Origin of the sequence: Neisseria elongata subsp. elongata (assembly GCF_900113545.1) — a bacterium.
GTDB lineage: Bacteria > Pseudomonadota > Gammaproteobacteria > Burkholderiales > Neisseriaceae > Neisseria > Neisseria elongata.
The window spans coordinates 157,842-183,214 of the sequence record NZ_FOPS01000003.1 but is presented as its reverse complement, the minus strand read 5'-3'; the positions used below and the strand labels follow the sequence as shown (position 1 = coordinate 183,214).

Sequence of the window (25,373 nt, the reverse complement as noted above, 5' to 3'; positions counted from 1 at the left end):
GAACGATGCGTATTTCGAGTCGGGATTCGACAAAGCTGTTGAATCTGTGGTTCGGTTCAGGCCGTCTGAACGCGCGGTTTCAACGTGCAGGCTGCTTTGGATAAAACACGCGATACGCGCCGCGCAGGGTGAAAAACAGCAACGCGCCGATGAACAGCAGCCCGATGGTCAAGGCAATCGGCTCGTCTATATTGCGCCACCAGCCGATGCCCGCCCATGCAAAGGCGGCGGTAAGCGGCAGATACCAGCAGCACAACACGGTGTATTTCCACCACTGCGGCGTTTCGTCCGGCACGGTTTCGCCTTCGGCCAGCTCGTTCTGCCAGTCGTCGAAGCGGCGGTGGAACCACATCAGCGGCAGGGCGAACAGCGGCACGGCGATGAGCGCGTCCAGCAGGGCGGCTTTACGCTCGCGGTTGAATCGGGCGGCTTGTTCGGCATAACGGTAGATTGGCACGCCGTCCACTTCCATTTCATACAGGCGCGAGCCGCTGTATTTCACCACGGCCGTTTTGCCCGCGTGGGCGTAGGCGGATTCGCAAGCGTCGTGCAGGTTGGCGGCACAGTTCAAATGCAGGGTTTCGCCGCCGTTGGGGAAGGGAAGGTAGTTGGTACCGCTCACATGGCGGCAGTGGCGGTCGAGTAGTAGGAATTGGACAAACTCGTTTTGGGATACGGCATCCTGCCTAGCATAACATTCGGTTCTTGCATTATACGGTTTGGCGGGCACAATGCCGCGTGCTTCGCGCAATTCGCCGTATGAGGCCGCCGTGCCGCCGTAAAAAGCGACAACCATACCCGTAACGGCAATCATCAAATAAAGCCATTGCAGCGAAGAGATGCCGCTTTTGCCGGCGAGGAATCGGTCGTACAGCCGTTTTTCGCCGCGTGCCAGCGAGCGGATTTGCAGATACAGCACCAGCGCGGTGGCCAGCAGTACGCCCCATAGCACACCGTTTACGGGCAGGAACCAGCCGATACCGAATGCGGCAACGATGTAGAGGGACATGGCGCGGTAGAGCGCGTGCGGGGTTTGGGGGACGGGAATGGGGAGGGTTATCACGATCAATCTTTCAAGAAAAGGCTGAAGGCCGTCTGAAAGCGCAGCTTCAACGAAGTTAAAACCGAGCTTCCGAAGGAAGCGGAGTTTCTGCGAAGCCGAAACGCTTCAAGCCGCCGGTCAAACATGTTTTATGACACTATAAACGGGCTATTTTAACACTTTTGTCAGCGCGTTATGCAGGATGGGATAGGGCTGCCGGGCAATCGGCTGCGTGGTTGGCCGCCGCCCTGTGTCGGAATCAACAAAATAAACCGAAAGGCCGTCTGAAAGCAAAGTTTCAACAAAGTAAACAATGCAGGCTGCTTTTTGAATGGTCAAAAAGCAGCCTGCAAGCATCAGCGGCATACAGGCGGCCGCTGTTTTATTATTACCGCGCGCTCACGTCCTTCATCCACGCAAACAGCTCGTCCAAATCGTAATCGCCGCTGTGTCCCACGCCCCAGGGCAGGGCGTAATCCACGTTTTTGCCGTGTGCCCGCAGTTTGAGTGCGAGCAGTTGCGAGATGGCCAGCGAGGTGTCGCGGTCGTTTTCGCCGACGCGGATGCGGTAGTGCTGCGTGCCGCCGCGTCGGATGAAATTCATGGCGTTCATGATGCGGACGGTGGCCGCGTCTGCCGTTTGCGCGCCCGGTACGGTGTTGTTTTGCGCGCCAAACGCAGTGAAGTGTTTGGCTTGGGTTTGCGCGTCGCCGAACAGGTTGTTCTCGCCGGTGGACAAGTCCACGCCGTCAAACGCGGGCGCGGTTTTTTGTCTGCCGACGAATTTGGCGTAGGCGGAAAAATCGGCGGCTTTGACTTTGCCGTTTTCAATGGTCAGCCAGGTTTGGCCGGACAGGTCTTTGCCTTCATCCAAGGCTTTTTGCGCGGATTGGGCGAGCATGGATTCGATTTGCGCTTTGAAGCTGCCGTTGCCGTTGTTGTCCAGCGTCATCGGAACGCCTTGGGCGTTTTTCAGCTTCAGGCTGTTCACATAGGCGGGGAACAGGTTTTTCAGGCCGTCTGAAAGGCGCTGCTGCTCGGCGGTTTGCGTGCCGCGGACGGTTTTGCGCTCCACGTGGTAGTCGATCATGGAAATGTCGATTTTTTCGTAGTCGTTCACGCCGTTGAACTGCCATTCGTAGGCGGCGTCGGCGTGTTCCAGATTGGTAATCGGGCAATAGGCGGATACGGCGAACACGTCGTCCGTGGCGTTGGCCGCACCCAGCGCGCGCAGATAGGGCGCGTATTCGCGGGCGTTGCCGCTGGTGCCGAGCAGTGCGGACAATGCGCCGCCCGCGCTGGTGCCGTTGCTGATGATTTTGCGCGCGTCGCCTGCCATTTTGGCGTCGTTGGCTTTGAGATAGCGCACGGCGGCTTTCAAATCGACAATGGCGGCGGGGGCGCGCCCATTGGCTTCGGTGCGGCCGCGCGCGCCGGGGCTGGCGACCACATAGCCTTGCGACAGGGCAACGGCGATAGCGTTGGGCTTGCCGCTGCCGCGCGAATCGGTTTCAGGCTGCCCCGCTTCGCCCGGCATATAGCCGCCCACGTTGTTCGGAAAGAAAATCGGTGCGGTGTCTTTGGTGAAGCCGTTGATGCTGCCGCCTTGGAAATAGGCTTCGGGGATGTACACGTTCATGATTTGGTAACGCGTGTCGGCAGGCTTCATCACGTAAACGATGTGCTCGAAGGCGCGGTATGGCACGCTCTGCCCGTTTACGTTGATAGTGTGCAGGCTGCCTGCCACTTGGGCAAAGTCGAGGTTTTTCGGCGCAGGGTAGCGCGGCAGTTCGGCCTTTTGCGGCGGCGCGGCTTGGGCGGACAGGGCTGCGGCCAGCAGCAGGGCGGGGATGCGTTGAAGTTTCATGGGGTTTCCTTTCGGTCGTTGTGAAAAGGGCTGCCTGTGGGTTGCGCGGCAGCGGGCGCAAGACGAGGGGTGGAATATCGGTTTTTAGGGTTGAGGGGATTAAAGGCCGTCTGAAACATGGCCGGTTGCCTGTTCAGACGGCCTGCCTTTTATTTCGGTGCAAGCACGTCCGCCACAAAGTCGGGCTGCTCCCACGCGCCGCCGGCAAAGCCTTTGCACTGCGTGTCGCTTTCGCTTTTGCTGCGGATGAAGGCTTTGCCGTCCCACACATATTCAACCGTGCTCCAACAGTCGCCCAAGCCGCGGCCTTTTTGGTTGCCTGAAAGTGTTGCCGTACCGTTTTTGTCTACGTCGAAGCCGCCGTATCCGCCCAGGCTCGAATCCTCCAATACGGTGTAGAGGCGGTTGAATTTGCTGTCGGCGATGGCGAAAAAGCCGTTGCTGTTATAGGCAAACAGTTCGCAGCCTGTTTCGATTAGCATTTTGCCGCCGCTTAAGGGATAAACGGTGATGCTACGGTTGCGTTTGGAATCTTGCAACATGGTGCATTCACCGGCTTGGTAAGGTTTACGGATAAGCTTCCACAATTTGCGGTATTCGGGCGTGCCGGCGGCGTATTCTTTGCCTTTCGTTTCGGCGGGTACGCGGGCGGCCTGAATTTTGGGCGCGGCTTTGGGCGGCAGCACGGCGGGGCTTTGGGCGGCAAACCGTGTCGCACCGTTTTTCACCCACGCGCTGCCGTCGCCCACGCGCCCTTGATAGGCATCGGCGGCGAGCAGTGCGGCGTATGCGCCGTCGTCGGACAGTTCGCGTTCTTTGCCGCCGATACGCAGGGTTACGCGGTTGGCCGTCGCCAGCACGGCTTCGACGGCGGCGCGGCCACCTTCGGGAATGGTGGCGAGCGTGAAGTCTTCATCGATGAGGATGTCGGTGATTTTGCTGTCGTTTGCAAACAGGCCGACGGTTTGATTTTTTAGCGCGTTTTTTTTGTTGGTTTCATCATGGTCATGGGGAAAGTCAAATGATTGTGCGTACATCACCCAGAATCTGCCTTCGGCCAGCCGTTCTTGGTCAAAGGCTTTGTCGGGGATTATCCACACTTTGCCCTGACGGTCGGAAATCGACAGCGGCCGGCGTTCGGCGAAGGCGGAGATAAGTTGTTCCGTCTGCTTCGGGCTGAGTGTGGCGGTGTAGTCGTCTTTGCCGAAGGCGACTGTGCCCAGCGATTGGCCGTTTAAAAACAGTTCGCCGCCGGTGTTGTCGGCTTGAGCGCAGGCGGCGGGTGTTTCGCATTCTTCGATAATCTGAATCTGCGCGGTAGTGGCGGCGTTTTTGCCGGCGGGGCGGGTGAACAGGACGGATACGGCATTGTCCGAACCGTCATTGTGATAGCCTGCCACGCGGCAGGTGCCGGTGTTGTCGCAAACGGTGTCCCAATCGCCCATTTGGGTGCGAAGGCCGGGAAAGTTTGGCGCGGCTTGGGCGGTTGCGGCGAGCAGGCAGGAGAGGAAAAGGATGGTTTTTTGCATGATGGGGTCTCTTTGGTTGGGATGTTTTACCGGCCGTCTGAAACAGGCTGCTTGGTTGAAAACAGGCTTCGGACAGTGTGGGCACGGAATAGGCAGATTATACAAAATGCCGGTTGCCGTTGTGGATATTGTGATGCCCGCGCGGTTTCGGACGGTTTTGAAAAATAGTGTTCGCCGGGTATGGGTATAAAGTGCGTACGGGATAAGAGGCCGTCTGAAAGATGTTTTCAGACGGCCTCTTTGCCTACGGATACGGAATCTGATTAAAACGATACTTTTAAGCTGCCGTAGAAGGCGCGACCGTGTTCGTTGTAGGTCTGCGCGCCGTTTCCGGTGCGGTACAGTTTTTTGTTGAACAGGTTGCTGATGCCGCCACGCACGGCCACGCGTTTGTTCCAGTTGTAGCCGGCGTTGATGCCCCAGATGCCGTAAGGGCTGACTTGCGTTTGGTTGCGCTCGGCAGACAACGGGAGGGTGCCTGCCCTGAGGTTGCCATCGCGTTCGAGGCGGTTGATGGCGACACTGCGCGGTTTGGTGCGGCCGTAGTGGGTAAAGGTCAGGTTGACATCAAAGCGTTCGTTCGGTGTCCAAGCCAGCGTGCTGTTGATGGTGTGTTTCGGTACCAGCGACAGGGGGTTGCCTTGATGGTCTTCCGATTTTTGCATATAGGTGAAGTTGTTGCTCCATTTGAGTGTGTCGTGCAACGGAACGACTAAGTTGCCTTCTATGCCGGAAATGGTGGCTTTGGGTGTGTTTTCCCATTGCAAGAGCCAGTTGCCGATGTTGCTGGTAGCGATGATGTTGTCGCCTATCACGATTTTGTTGCGGTAGGCGTTGTGGAAATAGGTTGCCGAAGCCTGCCAGCCCGATTTGTTGAATTCGATGCCGATTTCTTTGTTGATGCTGGTTTCAGGCTTCAGGTTGGCATTGCCCATGTAGAAACAGCTGACACTACCCGGCGCATTGAGCGGACAGCCCTGACCGCGTGTGTACAGAATAAAGTCAGGATTGGTTTGATACAGGTTTGGCGCTTTGTACGCACGGGCAACACCGCCTTTGACCAACCAATTTTCGCCGATTTGATGCGAGAAGTTCAAAGCCGGACTCCAGTTGCTGCCGCTGTCGCTGTTGTGGTCGAAACGGATGGCTGGAATCAGATGGGTTTTATCGGTCAACGAAATATTGTCTTCAACGTAAGCCGCCCAGTTGCGTTGCGAAGTTTTACCACTACGATGTTCCGACACGCCCGAGAAGATGTTCACAACCTTGCGTGGTGGCCGCCCAGGGCCACCGGGAATAGTATCTGTCAGACTTTGCGAGTTAGATGTAGGATCGTCCAATTTGCTGTCGGTAAATTCCGCGCCGACGGTTAGGACATTGTCCACGCCGAGTTTGAACGGAATATTGGCTTCGCTGCTCAAACGCAGGTTTTTCAGACGGCTTTGAACAAAATCCAAGCCTGTATAGCTGCCTTCCGGACCACCGGCCAAACCTTCGGGCAAGTGGCTGTTGGTGGTGCGTTCGTAGCTGATGATGTTTTTGGTGTCGCCCCAGTCCCATACGCCGTCATGTGTCAGCGAGAAGGCGGAACGGTAGAGGCGTGCTGTTTCGGCTTTGTCCTCTGCCAATGTGGTTACCAAAGCCGAACGCGGGTTGCTGTTTTGCGTGTCGCCGTTGTAGATGTTGCCCTGACGGCTGTAGCTGCTGTCGAAAACCAGGGTTTGCGACGGGGTGATTTTCCATTGCAGACGGCCTGCAATGTCTTTGTTGCGCACGCCCTCCACGCCTGCCGCGCTGTCGTTGCCGCGTCCGGCGTTGATGTTGGCAGCGTCGGCATCGGTTTTATTCAGGTTGCCGTAGATGCGGAACCCCAATACGTCCTGAACAATCGGGCCGCCGAGGTTGAAGCCGATGCGGCGTGTTCCGCCTTCTTTGCTGTCTTGCGGTTGATTTGCATACAGGTTGATTTGGCCTTTGAATTCTTTCGGCACTTTTTTGGTAACGATATTGACCACGCCGCCCATCGCGCCGGAACCGTAGCGGGCGGCGGCAGGGCCTCGCAGGACGGTGATGGATTCGATTTCTTCAACCGGCACCCAGTTGCTGTCGCCGCGCGTGTTGCGTTCGCCGCGCATACTGATGCGTTCCGACTGGCGCGAATGGACGGGTTTGCCGTCAATCAAAATCAAAGTGTTTTCAGGACCCATACCGCGCAGGTCGATTTGGCGTTTGTTGCCGCGCTGGCCGGTGGCGGTGTTGCCGGTGAGGTTTACGCCGGGCATGGTGCGGACGAGTTCGGAAATATCGTTTACGGCAGGCCGTTTTTCGATGTCTTCGGCAGAAATGCGGGAAACGCCGAGCGATTGCTGGAGTTGTTTTTCGGCGGTAACGTAAACGGTGTCGAGCGATGCGCCTTCTACGACGGTGTCTCCGTCGGCATGGGCGAAGGCGGCGGCCAGTGTCAGCGGCAGCACGGCCAGCGGGAAGAGGGGGAGTTTGCGTTGGGCAGACATATTTTTCCTTTTCTGTGTGCGGAATGGGATAAAGGGAATGAAATATAAACGCTAATTAGTCGTGTTTCAAAAAATGTGCAGTAGAATCGGTTGTTTTGTTAATATTTGTCGGTTTGCCGCAACAAAGGTGAGGCAGAGGATGGGATTTGCCCGTAAAATGGTCGTTTTTTTGCGGCGGGATTTATGCAAATTCCTTATCTGCCTCCCAATGATTATAGGTTTCCCAACGCCGCCCGCTTGGCGGCGGAATATGACGGGCTGGTCGGCGTAAGTGGAGATTTGGACGTGGGGCGGCTTTTGTCGGCCTATCGTCAGGGCATTTTTCCATGGTTTTCCGAAAACGGGCTGTATTACTGGTTCACTACCGACCCGCGCACCGTACTGATGCCGGAAAAGCTGCATATAGGCCGTTCGCTGGCGAAAACGCTGCGGAATAAAAGTTACCGCGTTACCGTCAATACTTGTTTTTCCGACGTTGTCGCCGCCTGTTCCGCAGTGCCGCGCCCGGGTCAGGACGGAACTTGGATTACGCCGGATTTTCAGACGGCCTATGGCAGGCTGCACCGTTTAGGCCATGCCCATTCTTTCGAGTGCTGGTTGCCTGATGAGGCCGGGGAATGGCGGTTGGCAGGCGGTTTTTACGGCGTGCAGATCGGGCGGGTGTTTTACGGCGAATCAATGTTCGCCCGTATGCCCGACGCATCGAAAATCGCCTTTGCCTGCGCCGTGCCGTTCCTTGCCCGCTGCGGTGTCGGGTTAATCGACTGCCAGCAGGATACGCATCATTTGAAGCGTTTCGGTTCGGAAACGGTCGGCCTGTCTGCTTTTCAGACGGCCTTGGGGCGTTTGAACGGATTGCCGCTGTTGCAGCCGATAGAAAGCGGGGTAGTGGCTGAAAATATGGCTTAGACCTTGTGAATTGAAGTAGTCCGAGAAAAGGCCGTCTGAAAACCTTAAATATCGTTTTCAGACGGCCTTTCTTGCGGATGAAGCTTGAGTCAAAACCAGGCGTTACAGCGGTAGGGGCGGATGTATCCGCATTACAAGCGCGTGACGCTCAAGACGCCTTTGACGTCGCCGAGGCTGGCGAGGACGCGCGGGAGGTCGTTGACTTGTTTGACTTCGAGCGTGAACCTCATGCTGGCTTCCAAGTCGCGGGACTGGGTTTGCACGGCGGTAACGTTGAGTTTGTGGCGGGCGAGCGCGTCGGATACGTCGCGTAAAAGTCCCGAGCGGTCTTGGGCGCGGATTTCGACATCGACGGCGAACACTTGTCCTTCCTGCAACGCCGCCCAGCTTGCGTTCAACACTTTCTCGGGTGCTTGTTCGGCGAGGTGTTGGAAAGAGGGGCAGGTTTTGCGGTGGACGGAAATACCGCGTTCGCGGGTAACGAAGCCGACAATGTCGTCGGGCGGCGCGGGTTTGCAGCATTTGGCAAGCGTGGTCATCAGACCGTCTTCGCCGTCAATGAGAACGCCGGTTTTGCCGCCTTTTTTGATTTTGGACTGTTTGACGATAGTAGTTTCGCTAACCGGTACGGGCGGCGGTTCGTTCAGCGTGCCGCAGGCTTTCTGGATGGCGCGGTTGGAAATTTCGCCCTGTCCGACGGCGGTGTAGAGGTCGTCGAGTTTTTTGAAGCCGAGGTTTTCGGCAAGCTCTTGCAGGTTGGGCTTGGGCGTGAGTTTGGCAAGCTGTTTGTCGAGTTGGACGCGGCCTTCTTCGCGCACGGTGTCGGCGTTTTGCTGACGGATGTAGGCGCGGATTTTGCTGATTGCCTTGCTGGATTTGACCCAGCCTTCGTAGAGCCAGTTGACGGAAGGATGCCCTTCTTTGGCAGTAATGATTTCGACGCGCTGTCCGTTTTCAAGCGGGGTGGACAGCGGCACGATTTGCCCTTCGACTTTCGCGCCGCGGCAACGGTCGCCGATGCTGCTGTGCAGGGCGTAGGCGAAGTCGATGGGGGTTGCACCCGTAGGCAGGGAGAGGACTTTGCCGTGCGGGGTCAGGACGTAAATCGTGTCGTTGAAAAGCTCGGTTTTGAAGGCGGCGGCGAGGTCTTCCTTGCCGCTTTCCGCCATGTTTTCGCGCCAGTCCAAGAGTTGGCGCAACCAAGCGATTTTTTGTTCGTAGGCGGAATCGCCTTTGCCGCCCTCTTTGTAACGCCAGTGGGCGGCGACACCGAATTCGTTGAATTGGTGCATATCGAAGGTGCGGATTTGCACTTCCACGCCTTTGTCTTCCGGGCCGACGATGACGGTGTGCAAACTTTTATAGCCGTTGCCTTTGGGGTTGGCGATGTAGTCGTCGAACTCGCCGGGAATGGGCTGCCAGAGGCTGTGGACGATGCCCAGCGTGGTGTAACACTCGGGGACGGTATCGACCAAAATCCGCACGGCGCGGATGTCGAACAGCCCGTCGAAGCTGAGTTTTTTCTTCACCATTTTTTTGTAAATGGAGTAGATGTGTTTCGGGCGGCCGGCGACTTCAAAATGGACGTTGTATTTTTTGAGTTCACCGCGCAGGATGTTGAGGAAGTTTTCGATGTATTCGAGGCGTTCGGTGCGTTTTTCGTCCAAAAGCAGCGCGATTTCGCGATATTTTTCGGGTTCTTGATGGCGGAAGCCGAGGTCTTCGAGCTGCCATTTGAGCTGCCACACGCCCAGACGGTTGGCGAGCGGGGCGAAGATGTCTAGGGTTTCTTTGGCGACGGCGCGTTTTTCGGGGCTGTCGGGGACGTTACTGAGGAACTGCATGGTTTGTGTGCGCAGAGCCAGCTTGATGATGACGACGCGGATGTCGGTGACCATCGCCAGCAGCATTTTACGCATGGTTTCGGCTTGCTGGGCGCGCTCTTCCGGAGTGGCGAGGTTGTCGACGCGGATAAATTGGGTCAGTTTCTGTACTTCGTCGATACCGCGCACCAGTTCGGCAACGGGTTTTCCGCATTTTCCGGCAACGGTTTCGAACCAGTTGTCCCGATAGGTGGAAATGTCGGTCAGTATGGTTGCGGCGACTGCTTCCGGCAGCAGATCAATGTCTGCCACCATTTGTGCAGCTTTCAGCAGGTGTTCTGACAGCGGCTCGCCGCTTTCAGTAGTTGCCTCGGGCGGATAGGCGTTTTCGGCTAGTTCTAAGGCATGATGTAATAAAGCACGGTCGGAATCGTTTTGTTGGGAGCAGTATTGTTCGAACCATTGTTTGGCCGTCTGAAAATCGGATTGTGATGACGAGGGTGCAGGGTTAATGCCAGCCATGGGATGCTCCGAAACGGTATGGGAGAAGGGATGGACGAATATTGTAGCTGAAACGGGCAGGGTAGGAAAACAAGGTTTCTGAGAAGCTAAAACGCCGATTATTTGTGGAAATCAGGTTGTCTGCAAAAACAAAAAACGGCTGGAAACCAGCCGTTTTCAAGAAAGGGATTAGCTCAGGTTGCGTTCTACATCAACTAAAGAGCGGCGGGCCAAAGCCAGGTTGGATTTGGATTTGTCCAATACGGAGTACAAGAACAGGCCTTCGTGTTTTTGCAGCGGGCGGATCAAGTGGTATTGTTTGCCCAAGGTAATCAGGATGTCTTCGATGACGTCATTCAAACCCAGCATTTTCATGGTTTTCATTTTTGAGCTGACCACTTCGGTGTTACCGGCTGCGGCAATTTCAAGGTCGATTGCGGGAGAACCGCCACCCGCAAGCATCATGCCGCTGGCGAAGTCCACAACTGCTGCGGCCAAAGCACCGTCAACATTTAACATTTCAGATACTGCTTTATCGTAATTCATAATGAACTCCCAAACGTAAGTGAATTAATAAAATGGTTTAATCCCGAAAATTATCCTAAAACGTAAGAAGGATGAGTTAGGTGTGTGTGATTTTAAATAATTTATAAATAATACACGAGCATTATAAGATAAAAAAAATCGGTTGTAAAACAGCCGATTTTTTTTGTTTAGTAAGAAAAATTAGCCCAGGTTGCGTTCTACATCAACCAAAGAGCGGCGAGCCAAAGCCAAGTTGGATTTGGATTTGTCCAATACGGAGTACAAGAACAGGCCTTCGTGTTTTTGCAGCGGGCGAATCAAGTGGTATTGTTTGCCCAAGGTAATCAGGATGTCTTCGATGGTATCGTTCAAACCCAGCATTTTCATAGTTTTCATTTTTGAGCTGACCACTTCGGTATTGCCGGCAGCGGCAATTTCAAGGTCGATTGCGGGAGAGCCGCCGCCTGCGAGCATCATGCCGCTGGCAAAGTCTACAACTGCTGCGGCCAACGCGCCGTCAACATTCAACATTTCAGATACTGCTTTATCGTAATTCATAATAAACTCCAAAGATATTGTGTTAGGTAAGAGGAAACTGCCTGAGCTGGTATAGGGGCGTAGGCGGATTGCTTGTTCTAATCAAAAATAGGTGTGGTTTTTTAACCGGACCGTCCGGCGACGTTCACCTCTGTTTTCAAACAGCAGTAAAGTTAGCAGGCAGTATATGCCTGCAACCGGCTGAAGTAAATCATGGAAATGAGTAAAAAATTGGCATATCATGCACCCGTTAATCTAAATTAACTACCGCTTGTTTATTTTTTAGAAAATATTTTAGAAAAAACAACAATAAAGATTCGATTAAAATTTGTGCATTTGTTTTTGTAAAAATTTGTCAAACATTCATTTGAAACAATGCTTTGGCAGATGTGCGGTTTGCGGTATGATTCCGGCGGACGTATATTGCAGGCCGGATGATGGGAAATTTGGCTGCTCCGGCTTTTTTAAAAATGATGGTTCCCGCTTTGGGAAAAGGAAGAGACGATGAAACTTTATATTTACGACCATTGCCCGTTTTGCGTCCGCGCCCGTATGATTTTCGGCCTGCGCGGCGTGGCGGTTGAAGAGGTTATTTTGCAGAATGACGACGAGGAAACGCCGATTAAGATGATTGGCGCGAAACAGGTGCCGATTTTGCAGAAAGACGACGGTTCGTTTATGGGCGAGAGTTTGGATATTGTGCGCCATATCGACGAAATGGCAGGGAAAGGCCGTCTGAAAGAAGAAGTGCGGCCTCAGGTGCAGGCTTGGTTGGACAAAGTCGGCACTTATGCCAATAAGTTGGTACAGCCGCGGGACGTGCTGGCGGATTTGCCCGAATTTGCCGAACAAGGCGCGGTGGATTACTTCACAGCGAAAAAGGAGCAGATTATCGGCAATTTTGCGGAAAATATGGCGAAAACGCCGGAATATCTGGTGCGTTTGACGGACGATTTTGCCGAATTGGAAGGCTTGGTGGTTTCTGCCGACGCATTGGGCGGAGAATTGGGGATGGAGGATATTTTGGTGTTCCCGATTTTGCGCAATCTGACGATTGTGCGCGGGCTGGAGATGCCGCCGAAGGTGGCGGCGTATGTGACGGAAATGAGCCGTTTGAGCGGTGTGCCGCTGCAAACCGGGCGGGCGGTTTAGTGCGCTGCGGATAAACAGTTTTCCGGTGTCAGGCGGTAAGCCGCCGATGGAGCAAGCCCGTATGGAAGGTCGGGTACGGCTGTGGGTTGAAGCGTCAGTGAATTTGTCTTTATCTGAATGTGCCGTACCGGAGGTATAAAGGCCGTCTGAAAGTGTGGTTTAACGGCGGTAAGTCCGTTTTCCCGGCTTTCAGACGGCCTTTTATTCTTTTAAAACAGGGCGGGCTGTTTTTCCGCCAGCCATGCCGCCAGCGGTTTGGGCAGGCCGTAGTCCGCCAGTTTTTCCGGTATCACCAGGAGGCCGTCTGAAAGGGTTTCAGACGGCCTTTTTCCTGTAGCGGCAAACGGGGTAATCAGCAGCATGCGGTGGGTCAGGCGATGGGTTAGGGGCGGGAGTTCGGTTAAATCTTCGGCGGTGAGGCCGTGTCGGGCGGCAAAGTCGTGCAGGGCTTGCAGGCTGTCGAAGCAGGGGGTGCAGTAGAGGCCGCCCCATATGCCTTTGGCGGGGCGTTTTTCCAGCAGGAGCGCGCCGTTTTCGTCGTGCCATATCAGCCAGTAGAGCGGCAGGGTTTTGATTTCTGCCGCCGTTTTTTTGCGCGGCAGTTCGGCAGTACGGCCTTGGGCTTTGGCTTGGCAGATGTCGCTCATGGGGCAGGCGGTGCAGGCGGGGTTGCTGCGTTTGCATACGGTCGCGCCCAGGTCCATCAGGCCTTGCGTGTAGGCGGGCATGTCGGCGTTTTCGGGCGGCAGCAGGCTTTCGGCCAGTGTCCAGAGGGTGTGTTCGAACTTTTTGTCCTGCGGGTCGCCGTCTTGGACGAAGACGCGGCAGAGTACGCGTTTGACGTTGCCGTCGAGTATGGTTTCGCGTTTGAGGAAGGCAAAGGCGGCAACGGCGGCGGCGGTGCTGCGGCCGACTCCGCACAGCTTTTCCAATTCGGTGCGTTCGGTCGGGAATTGTCCGCCGAAGTCGGCCATGATTTGTTTGGCGGCTTTGTGCAGGTTGCGCGCCCGGCTGTAGTAGCCCAAGCCCTGCCAGAGTGCGAGTATGTCGTCTTCGGCTGCGGCGGCGAGGGCGGATACGGTGGGAAAGGCGGCGAGGAAGCGCGGGTAGTAGCCGGCCACGGTGGCGACTTGGGTTTGCTGGAGCATGATTTCCGACAGCCAGACGCGGTAGGGGTCGCGGCTGTGCCAGGGCAGGTTGTGGCGGCCGTGCTCTTTCTGCCAGTGTATCAGGCGGTCGGCAAAGGAGGGGGGGGAGCCGTCTGAAAGGGCGGTTGCGGGGTTTTCAGACGGCCTATCGGGTGTGTGTGTCATGGTCGGATGTTTTTTGGTTGTCGGGCGGCAAATCGGGTTGGAAGCATTGCCGCTTTGTCGATGGTGCGGGGGCTGCGTTTCAGCTACGCGGAAGCCCATGTTTTCAGACGGCCTGTTCTATGGTTTTGCCTTTGTATTCGCACAGGTCGTTGACGATGCATCGGTGGCAGAGGGGTTTTTGCGCCTTGCAGGTGTAGCGGCCGTGGAGGATGAGCCAGTGGTGGGCATCGAGGATGAATTCTTTCGGGATGACTTTGATCAGTTTGTCTTCCACTTCGCGCACGTTTTTGCCCGGGGCGAGGTTCATGCGGTTGGCGACGCGGAAGATGTGGGTGTCCACGGCCATCGCGGGTTGGCCGAAGGCGGTGTTGAGGACGACGTTGGCGGTTTTCCGCCCTACGCCGGGTAGGGCTTCGAGTGCTTCGCGCGTTTGCGGTACTTCGCCGCCGTGTTTGTCCAATAGGATGCGGCAGGTTTCGATGATGTGTTTGGACTTGGTTTTGTAGAGGCCTATGGTTTTGGTGTATTCCATCACGCCTTCCAAGCCCAAGTCCAGCATGGCCTGCGGGGTGTTGGCCACGGGGAAGAGTTTGGCGGTGGCTTTGTTCACGCCTTTGTCGGTGGCCTGCGCGGAGAGTAGGACGGCAATCAAGAGTTCGAAGGGTGTGGTGTAGTTCAGTTCGGTTTGCGGGTGCGGGTTTTCGGCGCGCCAGCGTTTGAACATTTCTTGGCGGGTTTGTTTGTTCATTGCGGTTGTGCGGTGTGTTGTTGTTTGCGGAACAGCCAGGGCGCGAGGGGTTCGCGCTTCGCCCAAAGGCCGGTGTGTCCGGCTCGGGCGTAGGCTTCGGCGGCGGCGTAGGCGGCGAAATCGGCTTTGGGCTGTTGTTTTTTTGCGATGGAGGTGTAGTGCCAGGCCGCGCCGTTTTCGATTTGGCTCAGGTTGATGTCGAGGCCGTCTGAAAAGAGGTAGGCCACTTCGCGGCCGTAGCGGTCGGTATCGGTTACCTGTACGTCTACGGTTTCATCCGACAGGATGCGGCGCAGGCGGTCGCGTGATTCGATGCCGTGGGCCTGGCCGATTTCGGGTGCGTCGATGTAGGCGAGGCGGACTTTGTGCCTGCGGCCGTCGGTGTCGGTGATGCGGACGGTGTCGCCGTCGTGCACGGACGTTACCCGCCCCCGGTAATGCGTGCCTTGCGGCGCGGGCCGGGAGGATGTGCTGCTGCGGCCGCGTATGGTTTCGGCGGCCGGCGGGGTTTTGAGCCGGGAAAGGATGTCGGACGGTTCGATAAACGCCAGGGCGGCAACGAGGCACAGGGCGGGGATTTTCCAATCGGGCATGGCGCGGGATGCTGGTTCAAAATCAAAGGGGGTATTTTAACCGATATAGCGGGAAACTTCGGCGTCCGGCAGAGGGGTGGGTTTGCGCCCTGTATGTGAAAGGCCGTCTGAAAACCGGATTGCGGGTTTTCAGACGGCCTTTGATGCCTGAATAACGCCTTATCAGCCGCCGACTTTAATCACTTCCACGCCGCCGGCGCGCGCCAGAATCAGCACGTCGGCCGCATCGCGCGCGAACAGGCCGTTTTCGACCACGCCGGTGATTTTGTTCAGCTCGTCTTCCAGTGTCAGCGGGCGCGACAAATCCATGTCGGCCACGTCGAGGATTTCGTTGCCGCTGTCGGTGATGAAGCCGACGCGCAGTTGCGGTTCGCCGCCCAGTTTCAGCAGTTGGCGCGCCACCAGCGAGCGGGCAGAGGGGATGACTTCCACGGGCAGCGGGAATTTGCCCAGGCGCGAAACGTATTTGCTTTCGTCGGCGATGCAGACGAATTTGTCCGACGCGCTGGCGACGATTTTTTCGCGCAACAGTGCGCCGCCGCCGCCTTTAATCATTTGCAGGCTGTGGTTGATTTCGTCGGCACCGTCGATATACACCGCCAGGCGGATGACGTCGGACAGGGTAACTTCGGGGATTTCGTATTGTTCCAGCAGCGCGGAGGTGGCGTTGGAGCTGCTGACCGCGCCTTTGATTTGTTTGCCGCTGGCGGCCAGGGCTTTGATGAAATAATTGACGGTGGAGCCTGTGCCGATGCCGATGTATTCGTTTTCGGGCACAAATTCCACCGCTTTTTCACCTGCCATGCGTTTCAGATCGTCTTGTGTCGCCATGTTTCGCTCCTTTTGTTAACGTTTGGTTGTTCGTGTTTCAAACGGAATCATAACCGAAGGCGCAGGGGCTTGGAAGGCCGTCTGAAAACATATGTTTGAATTGGGTTAAAACTGTTTCGTCCGATGTTCGGCGGCGTTTGCTTCCCGCATTGGAAACGGACAATGCCGAATCGGTTTATTTGCGTTTTCAGACGGCCTCTTCCTTTCCGTGTTACCGCCTGCCGTTTAAATAAGGCCTTGCCTGAAGGATGACGAGTTTTCCGCCCGCGAAAGCCCATTCGATGTCTTGTTCGCCGTTGCCGAAAAGCTGTTTGATTTGCTGGCCGGCTTGGTCGAGGCGGCGGATTTGGTCGTGGTTCATGACGTTGCCGGCGGTTATCGGCACTTCCCTGACGCCGCCGTTTTCATCCAGTTGCAGCGCGGTGGTTTCGTTGGAGGAGCTGAGGCGTTGTACGGCGTCGTTGCGACGGTTGTAAACGGCTTGTTCCGCCACCCGTTTTCCTTCGACCACGCGAATACCCAGCCCGCGTTTGGCGGCGATGTAGGAAGTGTTTTTCTGCGCGGTATCGTAGGGATTGACGGTAACGAGTACGCCGGAGAGGTCGGCATTGATGCTTTGCTGGACGAAGACGCTCATTTTCACGCTGTCGTGCGGCAGTCCGGCGATGCGGCGGGCTTCGTACGCGCTGTAATTGAAGACGGAAGCCCAAGACTGTTTCACTGCTTCTGCCAGCGCGTTTTCGCCGGTTACGTTCGGCACGGTGGTGTACAGTCCCGCGCCGCTGAAATTCGGCAGGTCTTCGGAATTGGACGAGCTGCGGACGAACACGCCTTTGCTGTTTAATTGGCTGCGCCATTGTTCCGCCCATGTACGTTTCCATTCGGACGGGATTTCGGCATCGGTGATTTTTTTCTGCAAGGCGAGCAGGGCGGTGCGGCGTTTGCGGTTGTCGCCGCCGCTTTGTGTTTCAATTTGCGCCAGTGTTGCCGCGTTGATGCCGAGTTTGTCCATCATGGCGCGGTAGTAGGCGAAGGGGATGCAGAATCCGTCGGGGACGTTGCTGCCTGCGATATGGGCGCGGATATGGCCGAGGTTGGCGGCTTTGCTGCCGCAGTAACGGCTGTCTTCACGGCGCAAGTTGGCAAGCGGCCGCAGGCTGTAATCGGAAGTGTCGGGCTGCGGCAGGGAGAGGTCGTCTGAAAATGTTTTGGCGGCTGTGTTTCGGTTGGTTTGGGCGACCCGGTATTGTTTTGCGTCTGCCTCCAATTCGATACGGCGGCCGATATAGGGGGCGAGGATTTTTTCCGCGTCTTTGAGGTAGATGTTGGGAATGCCCCAGCCGCGCGCCAAGACGTTCACATGCGACAGAGCGGTGGACGGTTTTTCGCTGATGATGCCTGCTACGGGCGGCAACACCAGCGGCACTTCTTTCAAGATGATGATGTCGTCCGCACCGACATCGTAAAGGTCATCTTCCTGAGTGATGACGCGCAATGTGCCTACCGCCTTCCCCCTGTGCAACGGTAAATAAGGGAAATTCTGTATCAGGCTTTCTTGGGTTACGAAGGGGACTTTGCTTTGCGCAGCAACGGTTTCCTGCCACAGGGAATTGGTTTTGTAACGCAGCGGGGCGAAGAAACTGTCTTTCAGACGACCTTCTGCCAATTTCAGCAATTCGGGCGTGATTTTGTCGCCTTCCCAAAATTCGTAAACGTATTCTTGAGTGCTGTTCTGCCAACTGATGGTGCCGAACAGGAAGCGGCGGTTCGGGCTGCGGTATTGTTCGAACAATTCTTTGCGCGTCGGCATCGGCTTCAAAATCTCGGCGAGATAGGTTTCGTGCAGGCGGTATTTCGGCGTGTTGATGTAGTCGGTGCGGTTGTTGTCTTCGCGATCGATAAGGAAGAGGACGTGCGGAATTTCGTATTCGCTATCTTGTTCGTAAACGCGCGAAAGCAGGTCGAAATCGGCGCGGCTGCGGATGGCGGACAGCGCGGGCGTTTGCGTTTTAACCGGCGTGGCGGCTTGGCGTTTGTCAGACTCAAAATAAGAAGGCTTGCGCGCAGTCGGCGCGGCGGTATCGGCGACTTCGGCATTGGGATGACAGGCGGCGAGCAGGAACAATAGGGAGAGGCAGACGCTGGTTTTCATGATAATGGCAACGAGAAAAAACGGATTGTAGCAAGAAAAGGTCGTCTGAAAATCAAGCCTGACTCTTTTTTCAGTTTGTATAGTGGATTAAATTTAAATCAGGACAAGGCGACGAAGCCGCAGACAGTACAGATAGTACGGCAAGGCGAGGCAACGCCGTACTGGTTTAAAGTTAATTCACTATACTGCTAGAATCCCGACTTCATTTCCAGCCTGTCGTTTTCAGACGACCCGCCACATTTCTTCGAACAAGCAGGATACAAAACATGAATAAAACCGGATTATTTCTCTCCTTGGCGTTCTTCGCCGCCACCCCGCTTTCCACGGCGGAAACCTCACACTCATCCGGCAAAGGGCGGACACAGGTCAAAAATACGGAAATCATGCAGCGGCATACAAAACAAACGGATGGCAAGCCGCTTGCCGACGGCTTCGGCAGCCTGTCGCGCCAAGATGCGCGCGTACGCGAAATCCTGAGTTTGGTTGCACCTGACGCAGACGTGGAAAAACTGAATATGATGTCGCTGCGGCCTTGGAAAAACGGCCTCCAAGTCGCGCTGGTGTGCCTGAATAAGCATCCGCTTGGCGATTTTTACCGCGAAAACCCGAATCACTACGCGCAATGCGGAGCCGACTCGGGCAACCCCGTCGCTCAAATGACCCTTGCCGTGCTGACAAAGGATGCCAGTGGCAAATTCGCCCTTGCCGCCACGCCTTATACCGAACGTTATGAATATGAAGAAAAAGACGAATTTTATCCGTCCCCCAAACCTGCTATGGAAGGGAAGCGGCAGTTTGTCGTGCAAATCCCCGATGGCGGTTTGCAAATCGTGCTGCCCGCCCGTCTCGATTTTGCCGCTTATCGCCTGAACGATAAAACCGATGCCTTCGGCCTGCGCTTGCAGAACACGGTCGGTTATGCAGGAGGCGGCAGCTTGGAAGAGTTTATGGTGTTGTTTGCCGTTATTGAAGGTCGTCTGAAACCCGTTTTGAACGCCAACACCTTTACGCTTGAGAACATTGCCGGCAGCTGGAATAAGGACGGCACACGCCAGCATGATGTATATACCGACACATACATCCTGAAAATGTCGCCGCAGCAGCATAATGGATTTTACGACATCATTTGGCGAGTGAAGGGCATGAAAAACGGCGAACGGAAAGTCTACCGCTGGGATGTGGAAAAACAGGAGTATGGCAGTTTGGAATAGCAGCGTTGCCGGTTTCCATACAGGATGGCGTATCGGCGGCAGGCATCATGCGAAAGCAGTTGGTATGGTGTTTTGCCTGATTGGGAATCCAATCGCTTTCGGTTTTTGAGGTACGCTGCCGCTTATATATTCTGTTCGTCATGATGGGAATAACAACAAAAGGTCGTCTGAAAACCCTGTTCGGGGTGTTTCAGACGGCCTTTTACTATGGGTGATTTCGGGTTATTTCACGCCGAAATTGGGCTGGACCAATGCACATTTGGCACGTTCGCCGCGCCGGTTGCGGTGGCTGCGGCCGGCAATTTTGCCGCAGGATTCGCCCGGGTCTTTGGGGCGGGATTCTTGCTCGGCGCGGCTGTCGCCGCGTGTGCGCCTTTCGCCGCGGCTGCCTGCCCCGCGTTCCGCACGTTCGCCGCGATGCGGCCTTCCGTTTTCAGACGGCCTTTCTTCCGTACCGCCGTTGTCCCACCAGCGCGGTTCGAAACCTTCGATGCGTTCGATAGGGATGTTGTTGCCGGTGAGCTCTTTGATGGCTTCGAACATTTTTTGTTCGGTTTCGTCCATCAGCGAAATGGCGACGCCGTCCGCCCCCGCGCGGCCGGTGCGGCCGATGCGGTGGACGTAGTCTTCGGGCTGGGTGGGCATTTCGTAGTTGATGACGAAGGGCAGTTCGGCAATATCCAGCCCGCGTGCCGCGACGTCGGTGGCGACGAGGACGCGCAGGTTGCCCTCTTTGAAGGCGGAAAGGGTTTCGAGGCGGGTTTGCTGCGATTTGTCGCCGTGGATGGCCTGGGCGGAGATTTCGCGCCGTTGCAGGTCGCGCGTGACTTGGTCGACGCTTTGTTTGGTTTTGCAGAATACGATGACTTGGTTCATGTCCAAATCGACAATCAGGCGTTCGAGCAGGCGGCGTTTTTGGAAGGTGTCTACGGCAATGACGTGTTGTTCGACGTTGGCGTTGGTGGTGTTTTGCGCCGCCACTTCGATTTGTTCGGGGCTGTTCATGAAGTCGCGCGCCAATTTGCGTATCGGATCGGCGAAGGTGGCGGAAAAGAGCAGGGTTTGGCGTTGTTTGGGCAGCATCTGCATGATGGTGCGGATGTCGTCGATAAAGCCCATGTCGAGCATGCGGTCGGCTTCGTCGAGGACGACGATTTCGACTTTGGAGAAGTTGATGTTCTTTTGTTTGACATGGTCGAGCAGGCGGCCGACGGTGGCGACGACGATTTCGCAGCCGGCACGCAAATCGGCGGTTTGTTTGTCCATGTTTACGCCGCCGAAGAGTACGGTGTGCCGCAGGGGCAGGTTTTTGATGTAGGCCTGCACGTTTTGGTCGATTTGGTCGGCCAGTTCGCGGGTAGGGGTGAGCACCAGCATCCGAACGGGGTGCATGGCGGGGGAGGTGGAAGCGGTGGCGAAGCGTTTGAGCCGCTCGAGGCTGGGCAGCATGAAGGCGGCGGTTTTGCCGGTGCCGGTTTGCGCGGCGGCCAGGAGGTCGTGTCCGGCAAGGGCTTTGGGAATGGCGGCGGCCTGAATCGGCGTGGGGTTTTCGTAGCCTTGCTCGGTGAGGGCGGAAACGATTTCCTGTCCGAGGCCTAAGGAGGAAAAGGGGTTCATTGTTTGTTCCTTCATGGTATTCAGACGGCCTCGGGCTTTCGCGCGGCGGCGGAAAGGGCAAGGCCGTCTGAAAATAATCTGCGGTATTCGGTTGCGGCGGTGCCGCCCTGTGGGACGGACGGGGAACGGCTGCCGGAAGGCTGTCATTATGCCATAAAAGCCGTTGCTGCGTTTTGAGGCCTCGGCAGGGTCGTGCCGCACCGGCAATGGCAGAGATTGCCTGCGGCTATGGCGGTGAAAAAGTTGATTTTACGCAAAAGTATATTGTCGGGCCGTTACTATACTTTTGTAAAAAAGCACAAGCCGGTTTGCCGGTGAATGCGGGAAAAACAGGAGAAACGCTTCCTCAAGGACGTTCAACCTATAAAACCTAAAAGGAACATATGATGAACTACCAAAATCCTCGCCGTCTGGTTCTGCCCTGAGCCGTATTGTTTGCCCTTGCCGCCTGCGGCGGTCAGAGTAACGAAGCACCGAAAGCGGCTCCGGGTGCTTCCGAGGCCGCCGTTCAGACGGCCTCTCCTGCTGTTGCCGAAAATGCCGCTTCGAATGCGGCTTCTGCGGCTTCCGCCGTGGTTGCCGACAGCAATGCCTCACCTGAAGACCAAGAGCTGCTCAAACGCGCGCAAGGCATCTTCAAACCGCTGCCGAGTGCCGAAGAAATGCAGAAGCTGCGCCCGTTTACCGAAGAGCAGGTCAAACTCGGCCATCAATTATGGTATGAACCGCGCCTCTCCAAAGGCAACACCGTAAGCTGCAACTCCTGCCACAACCTCGCTTCCGCAGGTGTGGACAATATGCCGACCAGCCAAGGCCATAAAGGACAGTTTGGCGGACGCAACTCCCCGACCGCTTTAAACGCCGCCTTACTCGGCATGCAGTTCTGGGACGGCCGCGCGGCCGACGTTGAAGAACAAGCCGGCGGACCTTTGGTGAACCCTGTGGAAATGGCAAACGACTCGCAAGAGGCAGCCGCGGCCAAAATCGCCAAAATCCCCGAATACCAAGAACTGTTTAAAACCGCCTTCCCCGAAGACGGCGCGGTTTCCTTCAAAAACATCACCACCGCCTTGGGCGCATTTGAACGCACCCTGCTGACGCCGACCCGTTGGGACGAATACCTCAAAGGCAACGTTTCCGCCTTGAGTGAGCAGGAACGCAAAGGCGTGCGCGCCTTTATGGACAACGGCTGTATCGCCTGCCACAGCGGCGTCAACCTCGGCGGCAACAGCTTCCAGAAATTCGGTTTGGTCAAAGGCCCGTATTGGAAGTTTATCGAAGATCCGAAACGCGACAAAGGCCGTGCCGACGTAACCAAAAAAACAGAAGACGAATTCTTCTTCCGCGTGCCCGGTTTGCGCAATGTGGCCAAAACCTATCCGTATTTCCACAACGGCAGCGTTTGGGAGTTGGATAAGGCGGTCAATATCATGGGCATGGCGCAGTTGGGCAAAGAATTGTCTAAAGAGGATACGGACAATATCGTCGCCTTCCTGAACACCCTGTCCGGCAGCGTATCCGACTCCGCCCGCACCATGCCCGAGCTACCGCTTTCCGCACCGTTGGAATCCCAGTCCAACAATAAATACAGCCACTGATGGATAGAGGCCGTCTGAAAGCACAAAAAACGCCGGAGAAACCTTCCGCGCGCTTGAAACTGCTTCAGACGGCCTTATATTGCCGCCCATGAAAAATCCATTCCGTCACTTTAAAAAGGGCAAATCCATGAGCGAAAAAAACACAGCACCCGAAGAAGAACAAAACATCCCGGCCGAACAGGAAGCTGCCGCAGCCGAAGCCGCCGCACCCACTTACGAAGAATTGCAGGCACAAGTGGAAGAACTGCAAGGACAGTTGAAAGACGAACAGCTGCGCGGTTTGGCGAACGAGCAAAACCTGCGCCGCCGCCATCAGCAGGAAATCGCCGACACACACAAATTCGCCGGACAAAAATTCGCCGCCGAAATGCTGCCGGTCAAAGACTATCTTGAAATGGCACTGCTTGACCAAAGCGGTAATTTCGACGCGTTGAAAATGGGCGTGCAGATGACGCTGAACGAATTGCAAAAAGCGTTTGATGCCACGCACATCAAAGAAATCAACCCGCAGCCCGGCGACAAACTCGATCCTAACCAGCATCAGGCGATGCAGGCGGAGGAGAGCGGGCAAGAGCCCAATTCCATCATCCGCGTCTTGAAAAAAGGCTATATGCTGAATGACCGCATCTTGCGCCCGGCAATGGTGGTCGTGGCCAAAAGTGCGGAAAACGCCGAATAGGCGCAGTTCACGCAGCATTCCGCATTTTGTTTTCAGACGGCCCCGGAGGCCGTCTGAAACATAAGGGAAAACGGAAAAATCAAATTAACATTTTGATTTTAAATTTCAAAAAGTTGTCATTTTTTTGCAACACAACACTTGAAAACTGCCGTCTGTCCCCTATTTTGCATGTCAAGCAACAGCGGTCGGACACAAAACAGGCCGTCTGAAAATTCCATTATTTGAAGGAGTATTAACACTATGGCAAAAGTAATCGGTATCGACTTAGGTACAACCAACTCTTGTGTATCCATCTCTGAAAACGGTCAAACCAAAGTTATTGAAAACGCAGAAGGCGCACGCACTACGCCGTCTGTCGTCGCTTATCTGGACGGTGGCGAAGTCCTCGTCGGCGCACCCGCCAAACGCCAAGCCGTAACCAACGCTAAAAACACCATCTACGCTGTAAAACGTTTGATCGGTCATAAATTTGAAGACAAAGAAGTCCAACGCGACATCGAATCCATGCCTTTCGAAATCATCAAAGCCAACAACGGCGACGCATGGGTGAAAGCGCAAGGCAAAGAGCTGTCTCCGCCGCAAGTTTCCGCAGAAGTCCTGCGTAAAATGAAAGAAGCCGCCGAATCTTATTTGGGCGAAAAAGTAACCGAAGCCGTGATTACCGTTCCGGCCTACTTCAACGACAGCCAACGTCAAGCCACCAAAGACGCAGGCCGCATCGCCGGTTTGGACGTAAAACGCATCATTAACGAGCCGACCGCAGCCGCGTTGGCATTCGGTATGGACAAAGGCGACAACAAAGACCGCAAAGTAGCCGTATATGACTTGGGCGGCGGTACCTTCGATATTTCCATCATCGAAATCGCCAACCTCGACGGCGACAAACAATTCGAAGTATTGGCAACCAACGGCGACACCTTCTTGGGTGGTGAAGACTTCGACCAACGCCTCATCGACTACATCATCGCCGAGTTCAAAAAAGACCAAGGCATTGATTTGAAACAAGACGTGATGGCATTGCAACGCCTGAAAGAAGCTGCCGAAAAAGCCAAAATCGAATTGTCCAGCGGCCAGCAAACCGAAATCAACCTGCCGTACATCACCATGGACGCAACCGGCCCGAAACACTTGGCAATGAAAATTACCCGCGCCAAATTCGAGAGCCTGGTTGAAGACCTGATTGCCCGCTCTATCGAGCCTTGCCGCACCGCATTGAAAGATGCCGGCTTGAGCACCAGCGACATCGACGACGTGATTTTGGTCGGCGGTCAGTCCCGTATGCCGAAAGTACAAGAAGCCGTGAGAGACTTCTTCGGCAAAGAGCCGCGCAAAGACGTGAACCCTGACGAAGCCGTTGCCGTAGGCGCAGCGATTCAAGGCGAAGTATTGAGCGGCGGCCGCAGCGACGTATTGCTGCTGGACGTAACCCCTCTGTCTTTGGGTATCGAAACCATGGGCGGCGTGATGACCAAGCTGATTCAGAAGAACACCACCATCCCGACCAAAGCGTCGCAAGTGTTCTCTACCGCCGAAGACAACCAAAGCGCAGTAACCATCCATGTACTGCAAGGCGAACGCGAACGCGCCTCCGCCAACAAATCTTTGGGTCAGTTCAACTTGGGCGACATTGCACCTGCACCGCGCGGCATGCCGCAAATCGAAGTAACCTTCGACATTGACGCCAACGGCATCCTGCACGTTTCCGCCAAAGACAAAGGCACCGGCAAAGCCGCCAACATCACCATCCAAGGCTCTTCAGGCTTGAGCGAAGAAGAAATCGAACGCATGGTGAAAGATGCCGAAGCCAACGCTGAAGAAGATAAAAAACTGACTGAATTGGTCGCTTCCCGCAACCAAGCCGAAGCCCTGATTCACTCCGTGAAAAAATCTTTGGCCGACTACGGCGACAAACTCGACGCAGCCGAAAAAGAAAAAATCGAAGCCGCGTTGAAAGAAGCCGAAGAAGCTGTGAAAGGCGACGACAAAGCCGCCATCGATGCCAAAGCCGAAGCACTGGGCGCAGCCAGCCAAAAACTGGGTGAAATGGTTTACGCCCAAGCGCAAGCCGAAGCCCAAGCAGGCGAAAGCGCACAAGCCGAACCGTCTTCCGCCAAGAAAGACGACGACGTGGTAGATGCCGACTTTGAAGAAGTAAAAGACGACAAGAAATAATTGAGACCGTCTGAAAAAAGCGCGAATCGCAAGGTTCGCGCTTTTTGTTATGGTTCGAATG

General features: G+C 55.5%; 20 protein-coding genes and 1 pseudogene. 8 read left to right on the top strand and 13 right to left on the bottom strand.

All coding sequences use genetic code 11. The features are described from left to right. Positions 1 to 79 precede the first annotated feature (79 nt). From BM261_RS04450 to BM261_RS04425, 4 genes are all read right to left on the bottom strand, one after another. On the bottom strand, positions 80 to 1,063 hold the full coding sequence (locus tag BM261_RS04450) for a hypothetical protein (RefSeq protein ID WP_240317856.1): 984 nt from the start codon (positions 1,061 to 1,063) through the stop codon (positions 80 to 82). Between the two features lie 367 nt (positions 1,064 to 1,430). After that, on the bottom strand, positions 1,431 to 2,909 hold the full coding sequence (locus tag BM261_RS04440; RefSeq protein WP_114910535.1) for a subtype B tannase: 1,479 nt from the start codon (positions 2,907 to 2,909) through the stop codon (positions 1,431 to 1,433). A 149-nt stretch (positions 2,910 to 3,058) separates the two neighbouring features. Beyond that, positions 3,059 to 4,438: a DUF1176 domain-containing protein gene (locus tag BM261_RS04435; RefSeq protein ID WP_074895511.1), complete on the bottom strand. Its 1,380-nt coding sequence runs from the start codon at positions 4,436 to 4,438 to the stop codon at positions 3,059 to 3,061. A 263-nt stretch (positions 4,439 to 4,701) separates the two neighbouring features. Then, positions 4,702 to 6,951 carry a FepA family TonB-dependent siderophore receptor gene (locus BM261_RS04425; RefSeq protein ID WP_074895506.1) on the bottom strand — a complete coding sequence of 750 codons (2,250 nt, stop codon included), beginning with the start codon at positions 6,949 to 6,951 and terminating at the stop codon, positions 4,702 to 4,704. Between the two features lie 183 nt (positions 6,952 to 7,134). Between BM261_RS04425 and aat the strand changes: the two genes are divergently transcribed. Then, complete coding sequence (gene aat, locus BM261_RS04420) at positions 7,135 to 7,860, top strand: leucyl/phenylalanyl-tRNA--protein transferase (RefSeq protein ID WP_074895503.1); 726 nt, start codon at positions 7,135 to 7,137, stop codon at positions 7,858 to 7,860. Between the two features lie 131 nt (positions 7,861 to 7,991). Here the strand turns inward: aat and BM261_RS04415 are convergent, their stop codons facing one another. The 3 genes from BM261_RS04415 to BM261_RS04405 all read right to left on the bottom strand — a co-directional run bounded on the left by BM261_RS04415 (position 7,992) and on the right by BM261_RS04405 (position 11,267). Next, the gene (locus BM261_RS04415; RefSeq protein WP_074895501.1) at positions 7,992 to 10,205 is read right to left on the bottom strand and encodes a RelA/SpoT family protein; all 2,214 of its coding nucleotides are present in this window, start codon (positions 10,203 to 10,205) and stop codon (positions 7,992 to 7,994) included. A 168-nt stretch (positions 10,206 to 10,373) separates the two neighbouring features. After that, positions 10,374 to 10,730 carry a hypothetical protein gene (locus tag BM261_RS04410; RefSeq protein ID WP_049249461.1) on the bottom strand — a complete coding sequence of 119 codons (357 nt, stop codon included), beginning with the start codon at positions 10,728 to 10,730 and terminating at the stop codon, positions 10,374 to 10,376. 180 nt (positions 10,731 to 10,910) lie between these two features. Then, positions 10,911 to 11,267, bottom strand: coding sequence for a hypothetical protein (locus tag BM261_RS04405; RefSeq protein WP_074895499.1), 357 nt, complete (start codon positions 11,265 to 11,267; stop codon positions 10,911 to 10,913). A 483-nt stretch (positions 11,268 to 11,750) separates the two neighbouring features. Between BM261_RS04405 and grxB the strand changes: the two genes are divergently transcribed. Continuing rightward, positions 11,751 to 12,398, top strand: coding sequence for a glutaredoxin 2 (grxB, locus tag BM261_RS04400; protein WP_074895497.1), 648 nt, complete (start codon positions 11,751 to 11,753; stop codon positions 12,396 to 12,398). 209 nt (positions 12,399 to 12,607) lie between these two features. Here the strand turns inward: grxB and mutY are convergent, their stop codons facing one another. The 5 genes from mutY to BM261_RS04375 all read right to left on the bottom strand — a co-directional run bounded on the left by mutY (position 12,608) and on the right by BM261_RS04375 (position 18,035). Next, entirely contained in the window at positions 12,608 to 13,711 is a 1,104-nt protein-coding gene (mutY, locus tag BM261_RS04395) for an A/G-specific adenine glycosylase (protein ID WP_074895701.1), read from the bottom strand. Between the two features lie 103 nt (positions 13,712 to 13,814). Beyond that, entirely contained in the window at positions 13,815 to 14,459 is a 645-nt protein-coding gene (gene nth / locus BM261_RS04390) for an endonuclease III (protein WP_074895495.1), read from the bottom strand. Further along, positions 14,456 to 15,052, bottom strand: coding sequence for a thermonuclease family protein (locus BM261_RS04385; RefSeq protein WP_074895493.1), 597 nt, complete (start codon positions 15,050 to 15,052; stop codon positions 14,456 to 14,458). Before BM261_RS04385 ends, nth begins: the two co-directional genes overlap by 4 nt. A 162-nt stretch (positions 15,053 to 15,214) precedes the next feature. After that, positions 15,215 to 15,883 (bottom strand): ribose-5-phosphate isomerase RpiA, encoded by a 669-nt coding sequence (gene rpiA, locus BM261_RS04380; protein WP_049254703.1) that lies wholly within the window; start codon positions 15,881 to 15,883, stop codon positions 15,215 to 15,217. 211 nt (positions 15,884 to 16,094) lie between these two features. After that, positions 16,095 to 18,035 (bottom strand): PEP/pyruvate-binding domain-containing protein, encoded by a 1,941-nt coding sequence (locus BM261_RS04375; protein WP_074895491.1) that lies wholly within the window; start codon positions 18,033 to 18,035, stop codon positions 16,095 to 16,097. 78 nt (positions 18,036 to 18,113) lie between these two features. Between BM261_RS04375 and BM261_RS12345 the strand changes: the two are divergent. Next, positions 18,114 to 18,221, top strand: a pseudogene (locus tag BM261_RS12345) (IS5/IS1182 family transposase); the annotation flags it as partial. A gap of 80 nt (positions 18,222 to 18,301) precedes the next feature. Then, positions 18,302 to 19,246, top strand: a complete 945-nt coding sequence (locus BM261_RS04370) for a hypothetical protein (protein WP_074895489.1) — start codon at positions 18,302 to 18,304, stop codon at positions 19,244 to 19,246. Positions 19,247 to 19,468: 222 nt separating this feature from the next. Here the strand turns inward: BM261_RS04370 and BM261_RS04365 are convergent, their stop codons facing one another. Further along, positions 19,469 to 20,878: a DEAD/DEAH box helicase gene (locus tag BM261_RS04365; RefSeq protein ID WP_370446643.1), complete on the bottom strand. Its 1,410-nt coding sequence runs from the start codon at positions 20,876 to 20,878 to the stop codon at positions 19,469 to 19,471. Positions 20,879 to 21,069: 191 nt separating this feature from the next. Between BM261_RS04365 and BM261_RS12640 the strand changes: the two genes are divergently transcribed. From BM261_RS12640 to dnaK, 4 genes are all read left to right on the top strand, one after another. After that, positions 21,070 to 21,237 carry a hypothetical protein gene (locus BM261_RS12640; protein WP_162817036.1) on the top strand — a complete coding sequence of 56 codons (168 nt, stop codon included), beginning with the start codon at positions 21,070 to 21,072 and terminating at the stop codon, positions 21,235 to 21,237. Positions 21,238 to 21,294: 57 nt separating this feature from the next. Then, on the top strand, positions 21,295 to 22,461 hold the full coding sequence (locus BM261_RS04360) for a cytochrome-c peroxidase (RefSeq protein ID WP_074895485.1): 1,167 nt from the start codon (positions 21,295 to 21,297) through the stop codon (positions 22,459 to 22,461). A 127-nt stretch (positions 22,462 to 22,588) separates the two neighbouring features. Then, positions 22,589 to 23,140, top strand: a complete 552-nt coding sequence (gene grpE / locus BM261_RS04355; RefSeq protein ID WP_074895699.1) for a nucleotide exchange factor GrpE — start codon at positions 22,589 to 22,591, stop codon at positions 23,138 to 23,140. A 240-nt stretch (positions 23,141 to 23,380) separates the two neighbouring features. Further along, entirely contained in the window at positions 23,381 to 25,312 is a 1,932-nt protein-coding gene (dnaK, locus tag BM261_RS04350; RefSeq protein WP_009311595.1) for a molecular chaperone DnaK, read from the top strand. Positions 25,313 to 25,373 lie beyond the last annotated feature (61 nt).

Bases quoted from the DNA above. Each gene is read 5' to 3' on its own strand.
- BM261_RS04440 (WP_114910535.1), bottom strand. From the start codon at position 2,909: ATGAAACTTCAACGCATCCCCGCCCTGCTGCTGGCCGCAGCCCTGTCC.
- BM261_RS04435 (WP_074895511.1), bottom strand. From the start codon at position 4,438: ATGCAAAAAACCATCCTTTTCCTCTCCTGCCTGCTCGCCGCAACCGCC.
- BM261_RS04425 (WP_074895506.1), bottom strand. From the start codon at position 6,951: ATGTCTGCCCAACGCAAACTCCCCCTCTTCCCGCTGGCCGTGCTGCCG.
- aat (WP_074895503.1), top strand. From the start codon at position 7,135: ATGCAAATTCCTTATCTGCCTCCCAATGATTATAGGTTTCCCAACGCC.
- BM261_RS04415 (WP_074895501.1), bottom strand. From the start codon at position 10,205: ATGGCTGGCATTAACCCTGCACCCTCGTCATCACAATCCGATTTTCAG.
- BM261_RS04410 (WP_049249461.1), bottom strand. From the start codon at position 10,730: ATGAATTACGATAAAGCAGTATCTGAAATGTTAAATGTTGACGGTGCT.
- BM261_RS04405 (WP_074895499.1), bottom strand. From the start codon at position 11,267: ATGAATTACGATAAAGCAGTATCTGAAATGTTGAATGTTGACGGCGCG.
- grxB (WP_074895497.1), top strand. From the start codon at position 11,751: ATGAAACTTTATATTTACGACCATTGCCCGTTTTGCGTCCGCGCCCGT.
- mutY (WP_074895701.1), bottom strand. From the start codon at position 13,711: ATGACACACACACCCGATAGGCCGTCTGAAAACCCCGCAACCGCCCTT.
- nth (WP_074895495.1), bottom strand. From the start codon at position 14,459: ATGAACAAACAAACCCGCCAAGAAATGTTCAAACGCTGGCGCGCCGAA.
- BM261_RS04385 (WP_074895493.1), bottom strand. From the start codon at position 15,052: ATGCCCGATTGGAAAATCCCCGCCCTGTGCCTCGTTGCCGCCCTGGCG.
- rpiA (WP_049254703.1), bottom strand. From the start codon at position 15,883: ATGGCGACACAAGACGATCTGAAACGCATGGCAGGTGAAAAAGCGGTG.
- BM261_RS04375 (WP_074895491.1), bottom strand. From the start codon at position 18,035: ATGAAAACCAGCGTCTGCCTCTCCCTATTGTTCCTGCTCGCCGCCTGT.
- BM261_RS04370 (WP_074895489.1), top strand. From the start codon at position 18,302: ATGAATAAAACCGGATTATTTCTCTCCTTGGCGTTCTTCGCCGCCACC.
- BM261_RS04365 (WP_370446643.1), bottom strand. From the start codon at position 20,878: ATGAAGGAACAAACAATGAACCCCTTTTCCTCCTTAGGCCTCGGACAG.
- BM261_RS12640 (WP_162817036.1), top strand. From the start codon at position 21,070: ATGGCAGAGATTGCCTGCGGCTATGGCGGTGAAAAAGTTGATTTTACG.
- grpE (WP_074895699.1), top strand. From the start codon at position 22,589: ATGAGCGAAAAAAACACAGCACCCGAAGAAGAACAAAACATCCCGGCC.
- dnaK (WP_009311595.1), top strand. From the start codon at position 23,381: ATGGCAAAAGTAATCGGTATCGACTTAGGTACAACCAACTCTTGTGTA.